Below are 16661 nucleotides of genomic sequence, written 5' to 3'. Positions count from 1 at the left end.
GGACTTTTTGCACAACCACTTTAAAATTTACTTTCTAAACAACAAAATGTCATAGCTCCAGTATAACACAAAAAAGGCCTCGCCAAGCATCGTAAGCCAATGTCCAGACTTAAGCCTTTTCACTTCCCGAAAAGCGGTTACGGCAGAGGGAACGGCGCCGGTTTTCCCAGCAGATAGCCTTGAGCGTAACGCACGCCCATCCCTTTGAGCTCCGCCAGCTCCTCCTCCAGCTCGATGCCCTCCGCAATTAGGCTGGCCCCGATTTTTTTGCCCGTTTCTTGCAGGGTGTGCAATATATGAGCCTTTACCTCATCGTTGTGAATGTTCTGAATAATGGAGCGGTCAATTTTCAAATAATCCGGGCGCAGCTCCACCACCGATTGCAGCGATGAATAGCCTGCTCCCATATCATCAATGGCAATTTGATAGCCCTGGCTGCGATAATGCTCCAGCGCCTTTTTGATGGCAGGGTAATCCTGAATGGAGGTGCGCTCATTGATCTCGAACACAACCTGATGCGGGGAAATATGGTGCCTCTCCAGCAATCCGATTGTCCGGCCGGGCGAGAAGTCGGGGTCCTCCATAATTTGCGCCATCACATTAATAAACAGCTTTTGGTCGGCTCCAAGAGAAGCACAGCCGTTAATCGCCAGCTCCCGGACCACGCGGTCAAGACGGTAAGCATCGCCGATTTCTCCGGCAAAGAGAAACAGCTCAAGAGGGCCTTGAAAGCTTTCGTTGGCGGGAAAACGGGTTAAGGCCTCATACCCAAATACGCTGCCATCGTTTAAATCCACAATAGGCTGGTAATAGGGAAACAGCATGTTTCGAGCCAACATCTCTTGAAAAACATATCGTGTTCGCCCCTGCTCCGCACCGCCCTCCACATTGACCTGAAGCAGCGCTCTTTTGGCGGCTTCATATGCAAGATCGCTCCTGTAACGGCCTGTGGGATTAGACACGCAGCCAATTCCCGCCCTCCAGCTGTAGTCCGCTGCCGTATTTTTAAGCTCCAGCCGCGCATATTCGCTCCATCGCTTGGCTGCCCCGGGCGCATGCGCCGCCAGCTCCCATTCCGGGTGTTCATCTCCATCCACGGTGATCAAGGCGGAAAGAAACAAATCGCCGCCAAGCCAGCGGCTTTTGACAAGCTGAACATTTTTGTATGTAAAAAATTCAGAAAGCGCCGCTTCCGCCAACAGCCGCTTAGTCTCCGCCCTCGCTTCAAACTGCCTCATGCCATCTTGCAAGGACAGAATGGGTATCGCGTTTCGCGTCAGAGTAACGACCGCCAAATAATGCTGTTTCATGATTGTCCTCATTTCCTGCTTGGTTGTCTGCTCGTCAAATGCCCGGTTACGCAGGAGCTTCCCACTATCGCTTTCGCTTTTTTCTTCAAGCGCGCAGCGGACAACGATATATCCTCCGGCGCCAGTCCTTCTCCCCCGTTGCAGATCAGCAGGGAAAGGGAGACGGTTACGCCCTCCAGACCTACCGGCCGGCCTTGCCGGTCCTCTACAGCCAGATTTTGACCTCCGCTATAGAGCCGCCTTGCTCCTTCTTCAAATTGGGCAAGCATTTCCCCGCAAGCAAGCTCCGCCACCTCCGGCTTGGCCACCCCGATAAAATCATCGCCCCCGACATGTCCAACAAAAAAATGCTCGTCGCGGCTAAAGCATTTAACCATCAGCTCGCCCAAAAACCGGATAAGCTCGTCCCCGCGCGCAAAGCCAAAGCAATCATTAAACCACTTGAAATAATCCAGATCGGCATAAACAACCGCAAACGCCTCGCCTGCCTCCAGCCGCTGCGTCAGCTCCGCCTGAATGCCGGCATTGCCCGGCAGCCCCGTTAGCGGACTTGCTGTTCGCGCCTCCTCTGTGCGGAGCGCGGTCATGCATTCCAGCAACGCCTGAACGGTAACCGCCCCGGTTACTTTGCCCTCCTTGACCGTAACAACCATATCGTACAGCTGATCGTACTCCCGGGACATGGCAAGCTGCGCCGCCAATTCGACGGGATCGCTGTCTTCCAGAATAAGTGGCTGACCATCCATGATGACCTCCAGTGGACGATTCGCGTACAGAGAGTAGCCGAATTGGCCGGCAAGCAGCTTATGCAGCCTTTGCTTCGTCACCAAGCCGACCGGCCGCTCATTTTTTACAATAACAGCCCCATAGGCTTTAGGCTGCGAATCAAACAGCTCGGCGAGCTGAGATACCTTTGCACTGCTTTCAAAAACCGGAACAGGCACGGCAAGCTGGCCTACGTTATACCGTAAGCCATAGCCGCCCGCTTTAATCAAACCGCTGCCCCGCATAATAGGAAGCTTTGACACCTGCTGCTCCCTGAAGGATTGCTCCATGAGCTGGACAAGCTGGGAAAACAGAGCTGCCTCCGTTTCCGTCTCATCTTGAGGCTGAAGCAGGGGAGCAGAGCCTATATTGTATAAGGAATGCCCGGCGGCATCCCGGGCAGACAGGCCGCAGATGACTTCATCCAGCCATTTCTGCAGCTCCTTGGCATATTGCATGGCGACCAGACGCGCACCCGGCCCTTCACTCCCGCACCCGATATAATAAAAGCTGATCATGCCCAGGTTATGACTCCAAATAAGGCCGCTTATCCTGGTTTGCCAATCAGCAAGCACTGCTGCAAGCTCAGGCGCGGAGTTATGCAATCGCACATAAACGACAGCCACCTCGCCCGCCTTCCAGCTCTGCTCCAATTGCCGCAGTAATTCCTCATGCAAAAGCCCTACTCCTGCCTGCTTCACGGAAATCCCCTCGATTATTGGTTCAAGTCAGGACGGTTGCCCGTCACAAGATAAACGACGCTTTCTCCGATGTTTGTCGCATGATCGCCAAAACGCTCGATGTAACGGCCAACAAAGCTTAGCAATGACGCCTGCGCGATGTTGCGCGGGTTTTCCATCATAAGCAGCATCAGCTCTCTCGTAATCTGGCTGTACAGCGCATCCACCTGATCATCGTCCTTAGCCATTTTGTACGCAAGATCTACGTTTTCCTGAACAAAAGCCTGTATGGACTCATAGGTCATCTGACCGATAATTTCCGCCATGCGAGGCAAATCAATCAGCGGCTTGATCAGCGGCTGGCCTTCCAGTCTCAATACCGTTTTTGCGATGTCGACGGACAAATCGCCCATCCGCTCCAGATCGCTTGCAATGCGGAAGGAGGACAAAATACGACGCAAATCCTTAGCTACGGGCTGTTGAGTTGCAATCAGGCGCGCACCCAGCTCCATGATTCTTTCCTCCATAGCATTCAACTGGGGGTCCTTTTCAATAACGCGATTTGCGCGCTCCAAATCGACCTCTCCCAGCGCCGTCATTGATTCGGACAATGCGTTCTCCACAAAGCTGCCCATCTCAACGATCCATTGATGCAGCTGCTCCAGGCCGAGATCAAACTCTTTTCTCACACTCATCATTTTCCCGTTCCTCCCTTTTCCTCATCCTTGTATCGCCGAGCTTCGTCCGACGTATTCGAGGCTTGCCGGGCGGCTCTCCCCAGACCGTATACTACTGCGGAATTGTTAATGGCGTATACCTGAATTGTTAAGGGGGTGTAAAATGAGGGAAATTGCGTATATTTTTATTTTCCCTGATGGAGCAGCGACATCTCCCCCGCTACCTGCATGGCCTGCTTGCGGGCCTGACCGGCTTGCTCGCCGATTGCGCCGACGCTTGCGCGATTGGCCGCCGCTGCTTTGAAAATGCGATGGTAAACCTCGTTTGCCGCTTCGACATGGAAGCTGCTGGATGCCGTCTGCCTTCTTCCCTCTTCAACCTGCAAACCTGCCGCTTCGATGGATTGAACAATCGAGTTTGTCATTCCCGTAATTTGCACAGCCGATTTTTTGGTTTGTTCCGCAAGCTTCATAAACTCTCCGGCGACAACGCCGAAGCCCCGGCCGAACTCTCCCGCCCGAGCCGCCTCGATGGAGGCGTTGATGGAGAGCAAATTGCACTGCTCCGCCAGCTCCTTGATCAACTGGGACACCGTTTGTATGGAGTCCGTTTGCCGCTGCAGCTCCTTCATTCGTTCCTCTTGCAGCAAAGCGTTTTGCTCCAGACGGCGAAAAGCCTGTTGAACCTGGGTCAGCTCTTCTTTTCCTTGCAAGGTCAATTCCACCATTTGACTTGAAAGCCCATCGCCAGCTGCGGAGGACTCCTGTACCTCGCTGACCGCGTCCGCGATGCCCTGAATGAGCGCGCTTGCGGATTGTACCGCTTCGCTGCGCGATTTTTCGGCCTCCTGCTGGAGCACGGTCAACATGCCAAGCAAGTCGCCAACCGTCAATACGCCCGCATAACGGCCTCCATCCGTCAGGACGATACAGTCGTACAGGCTGTCACCCTCCCGCGACATGGCAAGCTGTATCACCTCCGAAGGGTTGGCATTCAGGCTGACCATTATCGGGTTCTGATCCACCAGTCCTAAAGCCGGCTTATTGTAAAATAGAGCGACGCTGTACCGATGAGCCAGCTTGTACGAAAAACGATGGCGCATCGCCAGGCCAGCAATGCCTCCATTATCATTTTCAAGCACGATGCATTCGCATTGCGGATGAAGCTGAAACAGGTCCAACAAATCCTTGCACAGCGATCCGGCAGGCACAACAGGAACATGTCTTGCGTAATCGGCCAGCTTTAGACGGCCGCCTTCGTTTTTGGCTTTTAATGCTGCTTCAGCGCCTTGCTCCGCTTTGTTGCGTTTTCCAGGATTTTCATACGTTGTCTTCTCATTATGTTCTGCCTTTTTGCCGCGAATCTCCGTCGTCCTGTTTTCATCGCGCGCTGCTGTCTTGTTCGGCTGGCTTATCTCGCTTCGCGTCTCCATATCGGCGCTTGCTTTAGGCCGATCTTCTATCATTGTCGCCATATCGCTTCATCCCTTTCGGAAGGTTTAAAATCCAGGACTTCCTGATGCGCCAAAGCGTTTCTGGGTAAATGTTCCTATAGGGGACTATACGCCTTTCGCATTATCCCAAATTCACCGTTCTGTTAACGCAATGTTAAATGTTCTGCGACCCCAATGTGGTATAATACGGATTAGAGGATGTTCATGAAATTTTACGGAGGCGGGTATGATGACAGGCAAACAATTGGCGATGGATACAATCGACCGGCATGCGGAAACCTTCAAGCGCATTTCGAGGGAGATTGGTAAACGTCCGGAACTTGGACATGAGGAGCATTTCGCCTCCGGCTTGCTGTGCGATGAGCTTTCAAAGCTGGGTTTTCAAGTAGAACGAGGCGTATTGGGCCTTCCTACTGCATTTATAGCGACCTATGATTCCGGCAAGCCCGGAGCAACGGCCGCATTTCTATGCGAATACGACGCGCTACCGGAGCTGGGGCATGCTTGCGGGCATCACCTCATCTGCTCCATGAGCGCGGCGGCGGCAGTGGGTCTGAAGGCGGTGCTGGACGATATCGGCGGAGTCATTCGCATCTACGGTACGCCTGCCGAGGAAACAAAAGGGGCCAAGGTGCCGATGTCGGAGGCTGGCCTTTTTGATGATTGCGATTTTGCCCTGATGGCTCATCCTTATCATTGCTTCGAGCGCTCTGGACAATCGCTTGCGCTGGATGCGCTGCAATTCGAATACAGGGGAGTGGCGGCGCATGCCGCAGCCAGCCCCCATGAAGGCGTCAACGCGCTGGATGCCGTGATCAATCTGTTCAACGGGGTATCGTTCCTGCGTCAGCAAACCCGCAGCGACGCTAGGATTCACGGCATTATCGACCACGGCGGGCAAGCGCCCAATATTATTCCCGATTACGCGTCGGCCAAGTTCTACGTTCGCTCCGCGACGCGGGCGTATACGGACGAGCTTGTGGGCAAGGTGAAAAATGTTGCGGAAGGGGCCGCGCTTGCTACAGGCTGCAGCCTGGAAATAAGCAACTACGAATATTCCTACGACGAGCTGGTAACGAATGAAACGTTGTCGGAGCTGTTTCAGGCCAATCTGGTGGAATCCGGCATTTCGCCTGAGGATATCGAACACGGCAAGGATAACGGATCACTGGATCTGGGCAATGTTTCGGCCCGATGCCCGGCCATCCATCCTTATGTCAAGGTTGTAGAGGATCGCTACATGCTTCACACGGAGGCATTCCGCGATGCCGCCATGACGGAAAAAGCGCTGGAACGCATGTTGTTTGGCGCCAAGATGCTAGCTGCCACCGCTTATGATGCGGTATCCGATCCCGTTATTTTGGCCGCTATCCGGGCTGAGTTTGCCAAACGGAATACCACAGGGAACAAAAACGGAGGCTGATGAATGTGAACGGCTTGAATGGAGGTCTTTCCCCCGTCCCGGGCGAGGTGGCCTTGCCCTCCGCTCCTCCCTCGGAAAAGCCCGGGCCGGAATACGGCGACCGTCTACACCGCATTACCGAGGTCTGCCTGCTTGCGGGGAAAATTATCCTTCAAAACGGCGGCGAAACACAACGCGTCGAGGATACCATGATGCGGATCGCCGCCGCCTATGGGATCGAGCGGTCTCATAGCTTTGTGATGCCGACCGGCATTATTTTTGCCATTGACAGCGGCTCCTACACAACCCGTCTTGTCCGGATGGCGGACCGCAGCACCAATCTGAAAAAGGTGTCCATGGTGAACCATATTTCGCGCAGAATTGTCCGTGGAGAGCTGGATGCCGAGGAGGCCGGCAAGCTGCTCCAGGAAATTCAGGATTCGCCCCATGAATATCCCAACACCCTGAAGGTATTGGCGGCGACGGCTGCAAGCGGGTGCTTGCTGATTATGTTCGGCGGCGTGTGGCAGGATTGCTTTCCCGTCGGCATTATAGCCGGCATTGGCTTTACGCTGTACCTTTTGCTGAGCAAATATGTTCAGATTCGATTTTTCTCTGAATTTGTCCCCTCCCTTGTTATCGGCCTGCTGGCTATTCTGGCAGTCAACTATGGACTTGGCCGGGACTTGGACAAAATTATTATCGGTTCCGTCATGCCGCTTGTGCCAGGCTTGCATATTACAAACGCGGTGCGCGATTTGATGGCGGGCCACCTGGTTTCCGGCTTGTCCAAAGGCGCGGAAGCCTTTTTGACCGCCTTCGCCATAGGCTGCGGCATTGCTGCCGCCCTTGCGCTTCAATAAGCAATGTATTATGTCTTTGAAGGAGCCTTTTGTTCATGGATTTGATCTACCAACTGATCACAAGCCTGATCGCTTCAGCGGCCTTTGGCTTTATCTTCAACTCGCCCGCCAAGCTATTGCCACAATGCGGCTTTATCGGCATGCTGGGCTGGCTGGTCTATTATATCGGAATGCAGCTTGGCATCGACGTTGTTATTTCTTCGCTTGCCGCTGCCTTTCTTGTTTCGGTCATCAGCCAGCTGTTCTCCCGCTTGTACAAATCGCCCATTATCGTATTCAGCGTAGCGGGCATCATACCTCTTGTTCCTGGCGGACTGGCGTATGACGCCATGCGCAACGTGGTGGAGGACCAATACGACACAGCGGTTCAGCTAGCCGTCAAAGCTTTTATGATTTCCGGCGCAATTGCCATCGGGTTGATTTTTTCCGAGGTTGTTAATCGAATGATTGCGCGGAAGCCAGTCCGGAAGGAGACCGAAAACAGCAATGAAAGCCTATAACGAAAAAGTCCCTTACGAAAACCCGCTGCTTTCCATTCGCATCTTTCAGACGCTGCGGGAAAATACGGACTACATCAACTGGCACTATCACAAACAACTGGAGCTGCTTTTGGTGCTGGATGGCGAGCTGGAGGTCAATCTGGAGGACAACAGCCATTTTCTAAATCCCGGCGACGTGATGATTATCGGGGAATACGAGCTTCATCGCGACCGCTGCGGCAAAGGGCTTAATTATATCGTGCTGCAATTCGATCTGGACCACTTTTTTGATCATGGCTCCATTCCTTATATGCGCCATTTTTCGGAGACGCATACGCCGCTTAGCCAAGCCAATTATATTTTTCAGGAAAATCCCGGCGTTAAAGCTGAGGTAGGGGCATGCATTCAGAAGATTTTGAAGGAAAAAAGCGATAAAGAGACGGGATACGAGCTGGCGATCAGCATTTTGATCAAGCAAATTCTGCTCCTGCTGCTGCGCAGCGATACGCGGCAAACCTTGTCGCAAGGCGACAGCTTCGACAAGCTGAGGCTAAAGCCTGTGCTGGATTACGTGGAGGCCCATCTGAATGATCGGATTCAAGTGGAAGAGGTATGCCGTATTGCCAACATGAGCTATTATTACTTTGTAAAATTTTTCAAAAAAAGCATTGGCATGTCCTTTACCGAATATGTCAACTATCGCAAGGTCAAGTGGGCGGAGCGGATTTTGCTTACCAAGGACCTCAGCATCTCCGAGGTAGGCGAACGAATCGGCATGCCAAACATGGCCCATTTCTACAAAATGTTCAAAAAATACAACGACTGCTCCCCCAAGCAATTCCAGCGCAAAATGCTCCAATGGAAGTCACCGTAACGGGAAGCGGCCTTTTTGAACGACCTATTAAAATGGAGGTTCAAAAAGTTCGCTTTCCAGTACCAAGAAGGTGGCTTGAAGCTAGAAATCGAGGAACGGAGCTTAGTGGCAGCTAAGTGAGTACCGGAGATTTCGGCTGAATGCCATATTCGCCGCCGGCCATGACACCTAGTCATGTCCCGTAATGGGAAGCGGACTTTTTGAACGACCTATTAAAAAAGCTCTCGTCCCTTATAGCTTGGGAGTCGAGAGCTTTTTAGGCATTGCCAGCTTGTAGCCGACGCCGCGAATGGATTCGATTTGGACGGATTGCTGGCCCAGCTCCAGCTTTTTGCGAAGCGAGCTGACATGTACGTCTACCGTGCGTTGGCCGCCGATGTAATCAAAGCCCCACACAACGTTCATTAGATCGTCGCGCGTAATAACCATGCCGGGCCGCTGTACCAGATATAGCAGCACTTCAAATTCCTTAGGCCGGAGCGGAATAGGTTCTCCATGCACGACCACTTCGTATTTTTCGGGAAAAATGGAAAGCTCCCCGATCGTAATTACCTTCTCGGAGTCGCCGGGAGGCTTTAGCTCCTCATGTCCCGTGCGGCGCAATACCGCCGACACGCGGGCAAGCAGCTCCGCCACGCCAAACGGCTTCGTAATGTAATCGTCAGCGCCATGCTTCAGCCCTTGCACCACCTCTTCCTCCGCATTGCGCGCAGTCAAGATAATAACGGGCGTCCGCACGCCATTCTGGCGGAGACGGTTCAATACCTCAAAGCCGTTCATGCCGGGAAGCATGATATCCAGTATAATAAGGTCAAAAGACTGCTGAAGCCCCATCTGCAAGCCTTCGCCGCCATGATCGGCAACGGTTGTTTCGTAGCCCTCCTGGGTCAAGTTGTAGGACAACAGTCTTGCCAATGTCGGTTCGTCCTCGATAACGAGCACTTTGTGTGACATAATTTCCCCCACCCCCGCAGGCGAATTAGCTGTTTATGCCTGCGAAATTTGATTCAATCCATCAATAGTTTACCACGCTTTTTAAACAATAGGTAAACCTTTTTGCAAGTGTCCTCTATTGCAGCACAGGAAGCTCTATGGTAAAGGTGGAACCAGCCCCCAGCGTGCTATCCACAGAGATCGAGCCTTTATGCAGCTCGACGAGATGCTTGACGATGGACAAACCAAGACCGGTTCCGCCCGAGCTGCGCGAGCGCGCCTTGTCGACGCGATAGAACCGTTCGAAAATACGCGGCAAATCCTTTTTCGGAATGCCAATTCCCGTATCGGTAATTGTTACAACAATGTGATCCTCATCGCGAGATTTCACAGAAACGGATACCAAACCGCCCTCCGGCGTATAATTGATGCCATTGGACAGCAGATTCATCATGATTTGGCGAAGACGATCCTCGTCGGCCTCCACGTACAAGCCGCCTTCCACATCCACCTTGAGCAAAATCCGCTTGCGTGCGGCCTCCGCCTCCATCAAGGTAACGGTTTTGGCGATAAAGCCCTCCAGCTCCACTGGCGAAAACATTAGCGGGGCCCGTCTGGATTCAATTTTGGATAGCTCCAGTATGTCTCCAATCAGCCGATTTAACCGGTCGCTTTCATCATAAATAATTTGCAGGAACGAACGGGCGGTTTCTTCATCCTTAACCGCTCCGCCAAGCAGCGTTTCGGCAAAGCCCTTAACCGCGGCAATAGGCGTTTTCAGCTCATGCGATACATTGGCGACAAACTCGCTGCGCATTCTCTCCAGACGCCGAATAGCGGACACGTCCTGCAGAACAAGCAGCACGCCGCCAAATTCGCCATTGTCATGGATAGGCACCAGATTCAACTCCAGCAGCCGCTCCTCGGGATAATAAAACGTAATTTCCTCCCTGACGTGCTCCTTGGTGGAGAGCGCCTCCTGAATCATTTGCCCCAGCTCGTATTGCTGCTTGACCTCGTCGTAATGATGGCCTACCCACTCACTGGACGGATAACCAAGCACTTCCTCCGCTCTGCGGTTCATAAGCACGATTTGCCCGCCTGCATCAATCATTACAATACCGTTGATCATATTGGCCAATACGCTTTCCAGCTGGCTTTCATTTTGCCGGATACGCGACATTTGAACCTGCAGGCTATCCGCCATCGCGTTAATCGCCGTTCCCAGCTCCCCGATTTCATCGCCCTTCTGCACCTTTACTCTGGCGCGGTAATCCATATTTTTGATCCGCTTGGCGACAGTTGTAATTTGCTCCAGAGGACGCGTCAGGCTTTGCGCAATCTGATAGCTGATAAGCGCTGCAATGACAAAAAGAATGATCAGTCCGCCAATCAGCACAAACGTCAGTCTGCCGATGCTGTCATCCACCTCCTGCAGACTCATCGCCTGCCGGATGACATAAGGCTCGCCGGGCAAAGTATCTACGCGCAGGGCAACATAAACCATGCTTCTGTCCATTGTGTCGCTAGGCCGAACGGCTCGTCCGACGCCATCCTTCAAAGCTGCGGCAACCTCGGATCTCGTCAGATGGTTGTCCATTTCAAGCGGGTTGTAATCGGAATCTCCAACGACAGAGCCGTCGCCCATAATAAAGGTGATCCGGTCCTCCGTAAATTTTTTAAGCTCCTTGGCTTCATCTGTATAATAGCGGATCAGCTCTTCGCGGCCGCCGTCATGCCACTCCATTTTTGCAGCTATAAATTGCATCTGCCTGACCATGTTGTCTTCAAGCGCATTAATATAGTTGTTTTTAAAAGTCCGAATCATCAAAATGCCTGCGGCCGATACCGACAGAGCAATCATAACAATCATAATGATCGTCAGTCTTGTCCGAAAACTGTTCATGGCGGCTTTCCCTTCTTTACCTATTTTAACTATATAAGTTGAACAAAAGAGTCTCCGCTGTGTGGGCCGGCGTGTGAGAAGTTCTTCCGATCGCAATTGTTTCCAGATTTCCCTGAATAAATTGTTTAATTGTTGAAATCCTGAAACACAAGCGAGCGCTTAAAACGTTCTGGAAGAACGTTACTTCGAAAGCATATGCTTTTCTCCAGAACCCCTCACACTCTGGCCTGTCGCTACTTTTCTTTTGTTCAACTTATATACCTCTTTAGCGAACCATTCTTTATCGTACACGCAATTAGCGCCCTTCGCCAGCAGCTTTCCTGTTAAGTTTTTGTAAAATATAATGATGTAGCGTCGCTACAGGCTGCTGGATCAGAATGGACAAAACAACCGGGACGGCCGCCAGCGGCGAAAAATAACCCAGCGCAAGAACAATGCCAAGTGAAATGTTCCGCATGCCTGTCGCATAAGAAACGGTTGTTTGCAAGCCACGATCCCTCATGGGGGCGGTAAACAGAAAGCCGAGACCATAACAGAGCGCTACCAGAGCAATCACGATGGGCACCAGCACCAGCATATCCCTTTTGAGCGAATCCATATAAGGGGCGATAGCAGACGCGTTCAGCGCCACAACAGCAACAAAGCAAAGCTTTGAAAGCGGCGCCGTAAAAGGCTTGGCCTTCTCCTGTATCCTTCCCTTGCTCCACTGATTTAACAAAACGCCGATTACGGTCGGGAGAACAATCAGAATCGCCAAATCCCCCATCAGCGGCAGCGCTTCAACCTCCACAGATGTTCCGAAAAACAAATGCACCGAAGCCGGCACAACTAGAGGGCTCAGCAGGGAATCCAGCACAACCATCGCCAGCATAAGCGGCACCATGCCGCCGGACATGCCAACCCACAGCACGGACGACACGCCAAGCGGGATGACGGCAAACAGGACCAGACCTACCACATAAGGCGAATCCGGTCCAAAAGCAGCAATGCCGGCGACATAACCCGCCAACGGCGAAGCGATATGCGCCAGCACAAAGGTCAGCACCATAATGCCAGGGCGCTTTAACACATCTCTTAGCTCGCTCAGGCCGCAGCCCAGCGCCATGGTTAGCGTCACAAAGGCAAACAGATATGGAATCGCCTCCGTAAAGCCGCTTAAGCTTTTATGGAATAAAAAACCCAGCACCAGTGAGCAGGGAATAATAACAAACATATATTTTTCAAACACCCTGTTAAAGGCTAATCCAAAGCTGCGCAACGTTATTCCCTCATTTGCTTTAACTTTCCGCTTACGGTCATAAGCCTTATAATAACATAGACGCCATAATCGGAATATCATTTCATTCGAACTTGAATTTGAATGGAGGTCCCCTATGAACAACAGCCGATATGCCAAAGCCATTTTTCAAATGCAATATGTATCGCGGTGGAGAGAGTTTTCGCCGCGTTATCGCGATAACGCTGCCAGCCACAGCTTTCGCTGCGCGGCAATCGCGGTGCTCATCGGTAAAATCGAGGAGGCCGTGTTTGGCAACAGCTTGTCCAGACTTCAGCTGACGGCACGCGCGCTGCTGCATGATTTGAACGAAACCGTAACCGGATCGATCAAATATGTAACAAAAAAGGATATCCACGTCGCGGACCACATCAAGCGGCTTGAGCATGAGGTCAGCAAGGAGCTTGTTTCGCATTTATCCCGCTCGCTCCAGCCTCACTTCCACGATTATATCGTTTGCGCCGAGGACGACTCTTATATCGGCCAACTGGTGCGGGAAATTGACTCCTTTGACGCCATGCTGTTTTGCATGAGGGAATACGAGCTTGATTCCAATCCTTATTTTGTGAGTAAATACGAGCAGCTTCGGCAGCGCCTTGGCGATTCTCCTTGCCCGTCCATCAAGTGGCTGCTGGAGTCGCTGGACAATGACGAAGGCATCCGCCAATTCCTTCATCAAATTCTGAATCTGGATTTGATCGACCGCTGGGGCGGAAGCTTTAATCTGATCCCCGACGACGATGCCACCCATTCCTTCCGTGTTGCGGCGATGTCGCTTTTTAACGGGCATTTGGAGCAGGAGCGATTTGGAATAAGCGAGATCAAGCTGCATCGTCTGCTTGGCAAAGCGCTTATGCATGATATTGTGGAGGGCGTCAGCGGCGATGTGGCTTCTCCCATCAAAAAATCCTCAGCCGTCGTGCGGGAGGCGTTTGCCGCTTATGAGGAAAAGGTAGCGCAGGAAATGACGGCTCAACTTCCCTCATTTCTGCATGAGGAGATTACTGATTTTTTAGTAAATGCAAAGGACGATACCTACGAGGGCGAGCTGGTGGATATTGCCGACAAAATAGACGCCTTGGTCAAAAGCAATCTGGAAATTCGCAACAATCCCCACTACGGGGACAAATATTACAGCCAGCTGCTGCATATCCAGCATCATTATGAAAATCCTTGCGTCATCTTTTTTCTGGCCTATATTCTCCATGACCTCAGCTATGACAATTTTGTCCGCTAACCGAGTGTCGAGAGCAAAGGGCGTCGATAGACTGCCTTGCAGGAATGGCTTGCCAAATATTGTACCGCCGACAAACGAAAAAAGGTCCGAAGCTTCAAGAGAGAAGCTTCAGACCTACGGCGGCGCTTAGAATCATCGCCATAAACAGCAGGCGGCGCCAGTCTCTGGACTCGCCATAAAATAAAATTCCGACCATGCCCGAACCAACCGTGCCTATCCCTGTCCAGATGGCGTACGCCGTGCCCATCGACAACTGCTCCATGGACAAGGTAAGGAAAAGAAAGCTTAACACCAAGCCTCCGATAAAAACGGCAAAGGATTTAACCTGCTTCTTACGCAGAATCATGTTCATGCCAATTACTCCAACAACCTCAAAGCACCCGGCCAAAAGCAAAAATACCCATGCCATATCAGCGCGCGCCTCCTTCCATTTGCGTCTTGCCCGTTACCGTCTTTAATCCGATTACGCCGGTCAGCAGAAGCACGATAAGCATTATTTTGAGGAGCTGAAAAGGTTCTCCGAACACCAGCATTTCCACTACTACCGTTCCCGTTGTGCCGAGACCGGTAAAGACGGCATAAACCGTTCCCACCGGAAGCTTGGCGGCAGTTGCCTTCAATAGAAGTCCAAACGACAATACAATGCCAATGCCCGTCGCCGTCCAGGACAACCAATCATCGGCATGCTTCAACCCCGATACCCAAACCACTTCAAATACGGACCCGATAAACAAATAGATCCAGCCTTTATTCATGATGCCTACTTCCTTCCTATTTCCTATTGGCTCCTACGCCGCGCCAGTAAACAAGCCACGCCGCTTTTAACCGCTCCATTCCCCGCTCCGGACCGGCATACAGCAATTCAACCCATATTGCGTCAAGCACTGCGGTGTACGCAATTGCAGCTGCACGCGACGACAAAGAGCCTTCAAGCACTCCCGAGTTTTTTGCTTCTTCCATAATGGGGACCAGGATATCCTCCAGCCCATGCACAAATTGATTGCCTTGCTCACCAGTCATATCCTTCATATGAGCCGGCGGAAAAAAGATACTCCGCAAAAAAAACTTGGCGCCTTCATCCTCCTCGTAGCGCACAAAAAAACCTTTTAAAAACCCATAAAGCAAAGACTCCACATCCTGCTTCTGCTTATTTGAAAAATAATCGTGCAGAAACCGGATTTGCTTGTTCACCGTTTCCAGAAACACTTCTTGAAACAACTCATCCTTGCCTGAAAAATGAGTGTAGATGGATTGCTTCTTAATGCCTACCTCGCTTGCAATAATAGCGAGCGACGCCCCTTCATATCCATGCTCCGCAAACATTCTCAGCGCCGACTCCCGAATTCGGCTTGCCGTCATGCCCTCCACCCCTTCCGAACGTTCGTCAGGATAATATAGCATATCATTGCAAAGCCGTCAAACGTTAACGCCCGCACTTGTCCTCAAGGCTACCGCTATCGAAAAATGGCCACACAAAAACGGGCTGTCCAAAAAGTCTATTACAGTGAATAGTGATCCAGCAAAACCGGTTCCTACCGGAAAAGGGTGTCTTGGAAGACACCCTTTCCCCTCCGGTCCTCTCTGATGAATAACTACTCGTTCCGCATGGCTTTTCGGACAGCTATTGATAATGGGGACTATCTTTTTTTTAGTTTTAGCTTGGAAACCATTAAAAGAGATAAAATGAGCAATAAAGCTGCGGCTATAAAAACCGTAAGCTCGCTAATAGGGACAAGCAATGAATAGGCCGCGAGCACAAGCCCGGCAACTGTTATCGGCACTCCGGTAAATGTACCTTCAAATGTATTGATGTTGTATCTGACCAGTCGGTACGAACCGCTTATGATATACAAAATAAGTATGGCCAGCCCTGCCAGCTTGGCTTTTTCCCATTCGATAAGGTTGAATTGATTGAATATTAATAAGGCGGGGGCAACTCCAAAGGAGACCAGATCGGCCAAGGAGTCCAATTCTTTTCCGAATTCGCTGCAAACATCTAACCGGCGTGCAATTCTCCCGTCATATCGATCTATAAAAGCCGCAATAATGATAAATGCAGCACTTGCAATGTAATTTTCTTTTATGATTTCTAGAATGGCAAGGACCCCTAATGCCAGGTTTATGAATGTAAGCACGTTTGGAATTACCCTTTTTAACATAGACGCCCTCCTCCGAACAACTTATAATGTTTCATCCATACTTTAATGAAATCAAGCACGGACACTTCCTATTCGTATCAATAGCTTATTGGAAGGATCTTAAGATTGCCCGATGGGGAATCTTAATAATTCTTAAGTCTATCAAGCGCAATGGGAAACCATCTATTACTTTGTTGAGTAGGCTTTTTTCAGGCATCAACTCAGTAATATCTATCGCAACAAAATTGTGATTGTTTCGTATAAAACATGAAAGAACTTTGGAGGGAACTTAATTGAAAAAAAACTCAATCTTCCTTGTTTTTCTGATAGCAATGCTTGTTGTTGTTACAGGTTGTTCATCTTCAAGCAATTCCGATGAACGTTGGGTTTACGATGAGCATTGGGATTACAAAGATGGATTCGTCGTCTCAAAAGAAAGCGGGAGAATCCTCGTGGTACGCGACAAACCTTCCAATTTCAAAGCTCCCCTTAATGAAATATTGAAGAACGCCGAACCAAACGCAATGTGGATTTCGGTTGAACAAGCTGATTACGATGCGGTTGCGGTAGGTGACCGGGTGAGCATTGAAATTCCGAACGGCGGCGGTATTGACCAGCCTTACCCAGCGCAGACGACGGCGGACGTTAAGAAGAAATAATATGCTTT

General features: G+C 51.1%; 17 protein-coding genes. 6 read left to right on the top strand and 11 right to left on the bottom strand.

Annotated features, from left to right (window positions below):
• Positions 1–137: 137 nt before the first annotated feature.
• The 4 genes from A7K91_RS08595 to A7K91_RS08580 form a co-directional block, all read right to left on the bottom strand.
• Complete coding sequence (locus A7K91_RS08595; RefSeq protein ID WP_068681687.1) at positions 138–1310, bottom strand: EAL domain-containing protein; 1173 nt, start codon at positions 1308–1310, stop codon at positions 138–140.
• Positions 1311–1318: 8 nt separating this feature from the next.
• Positions 1319–2752: a GGDEF domain-containing protein gene (locus tag A7K91_RS08590; RefSeq protein ID WP_156739416.1), complete on the bottom strand. Its 1434-nt coding sequence runs from the start codon at positions 2750–2752 to the stop codon at positions 1319–1321.
• 38 nt (positions 2753–2790) lie between these two features.
• On the bottom strand, positions 2791–3450 hold the full coding sequence (gene phoU, locus A7K91_RS08585) for a phosphate signaling complex protein PhoU (protein ID WP_068681866.1): 660 nt from the start codon (positions 3448–3450) through the stop codon (positions 2791–2793).
• 167 nt (positions 3451–3617) lie between these two features.
• Positions 3618–4907 (bottom strand): methyl-accepting chemotaxis protein, encoded by a 1290-nt coding sequence (locus tag A7K91_RS08580; RefSeq protein WP_068681683.1) that lies wholly within the window; start codon positions 4905–4907, stop codon positions 3618–3620.
• Positions 4908–5115: 208 nt separating this feature from the next.
• On the opposite strand from A7K91_RS08580, the gene A7K91_RS08575 reads away from it, so the two are divergent.
• From A7K91_RS08575 to A7K91_RS08560, 4 genes are read left to right on the top strand one after another with little or no spacing between them, the layout of a single operon-like run.
• Positions 5116–6309, top strand: coding sequence for a M20 family metallopeptidase (locus A7K91_RS08575; protein ID WP_068681681.1), 1194 nt, complete (start codon positions 5116–5118; stop codon positions 6307–6309).
• 53 nt (positions 6310–6362) lie between these two features.
• Complete coding sequence (locus A7K91_RS08570; RefSeq protein ID WP_068681864.1) at positions 6363–7151, top strand: threonine/serine exporter family protein; 789 nt, start codon at positions 6363–6365, stop codon at positions 7149–7151.
• Between the two features lie 35 nt (positions 7152–7186).
• Entirely contained in the window at positions 7187–7651 is a 465-nt protein-coding gene (locus A7K91_RS08565) for a threonine/serine exporter family protein (protein ID WP_068681679.1), read from the top strand.
• Positions 7638–8504, top strand: a complete 867-nt coding sequence (locus A7K91_RS08560; protein WP_068681677.1) for a helix-turn-helix domain-containing protein — start codon at positions 7638–7640, stop codon at positions 8502–8504. Before A7K91_RS08565 ends, A7K91_RS08560 begins: the two co-directional genes overlap by 14 nt.
• Before the next feature lie 231 nt (positions 8505–8735).
• On the opposite strand, the gene A7K91_RS08555 is transcribed toward A7K91_RS08560, so the two are convergent.
• The 3 genes from A7K91_RS08555 to A7K91_RS08545 all read right to left on the bottom strand — a co-directional run bounded on the left by A7K91_RS08555 (position 8736) and on the right by A7K91_RS08545 (position 12601).
• The gene (locus tag A7K91_RS08555) at positions 8736–9458 is read right to left on the bottom strand and encodes a response regulator transcription factor (protein WP_068681675.1); all 723 of its coding nucleotides are present in this window, start codon (positions 9456–9458) and stop codon (positions 8736–8738) included.
• Between the two features lie 115 nt (positions 9459–9573).
• Positions 9574–11343 (bottom strand): two-component system histidine kinase PnpS, encoded by a 1770-nt coding sequence (gene pnpS / locus A7K91_RS08550; protein WP_068681672.1) that lies wholly within the window; start codon positions 11341–11343, stop codon positions 9574–9576.
• 295 nt (positions 11344–11638) lie between these two features.
• Positions 11639–12601, bottom strand: coding sequence for a bile acid:sodium symporter family protein (locus A7K91_RS08545; protein WP_068681671.1), 963 nt, complete (start codon positions 12599–12601; stop codon positions 11639–11641).
• 115 nt (positions 12602–12716) lie between these two features.
• On the opposite strand from A7K91_RS08545, the gene A7K91_RS08540 reads away from it, so the two are divergent.
• Positions 12717–13856 (top strand): YfbR-like 5'-deoxynucleotidase, encoded by a 1140-nt coding sequence (locus tag A7K91_RS08540; RefSeq protein WP_068681669.1) that lies wholly within the window; start codon positions 12717–12719, stop codon positions 13854–13856.
• Between the two features lie 94 nt (positions 13857–13950).
• Here A7K91_RS08540 and A7K91_RS08535 read toward each other — a convergent pair whose 3' ends face one another.
• From A7K91_RS08535 to pssA, 4 genes are all read right to left on the bottom strand, one after another.
• Positions 13951–14265, bottom strand: coding sequence for a DMT family transporter (locus A7K91_RS08535; RefSeq protein WP_068681667.1), 315 nt, complete (start codon positions 14263–14265; stop codon positions 13951–13953).
• A gap of 1 nt (position 14266) precedes the next feature.
• Complete coding sequence (locus tag A7K91_RS08530) at positions 14267–14611, bottom strand: DMT family transporter (protein WP_068681665.1); 345 nt, start codon at positions 14609–14611, stop codon at positions 14267–14269.
• A gap of 16 nt (positions 14612–14627) precedes the next feature.
• The gene (locus A7K91_RS08525; protein WP_068681662.1) at positions 14628–15215 is read right to left on the bottom strand and encodes a TetR/AcrR family transcriptional regulator; all 588 of its coding nucleotides are present in this window, start codon (positions 15213–15215) and stop codon (positions 14628–14630) included.
• A gap of 278 nt (positions 15216–15493) precedes the next feature.
• Positions 15494–16015, bottom strand: a complete 522-nt coding sequence (gene pssA / locus A7K91_RS08520; protein ID WP_068681660.1) for a CDP-diacylglycerol--serine O-phosphatidyltransferase — start codon at positions 16013–16015, stop codon at positions 15494–15496.
• Positions 16016–16287: 272 nt separating this feature from the next.
• Between pssA and A7K91_RS08515 the strand changes: the two genes are divergently transcribed.
• Positions 16288–16653, top strand: a complete 366-nt coding sequence (locus A7K91_RS08515) for a DUF3221 domain-containing protein (RefSeq protein WP_068681658.1) — start codon at positions 16288–16290, stop codon at positions 16651–16653.
• Positions 16654–16661: the final 8 nt, after the last annotated feature.

It is taken from the genome of Paenibacillus oryzae (assembly GCF_001675045.1).
Lineage (GTDB): Bacteria > Bacillota > Bacilli > Paenibacillales > Paenibacillaceae > Pristimantibacillus > Pristimantibacillus oryzae.
This window is presented reverse-complemented; position numbering and strand designations above follow the sequence as displayed.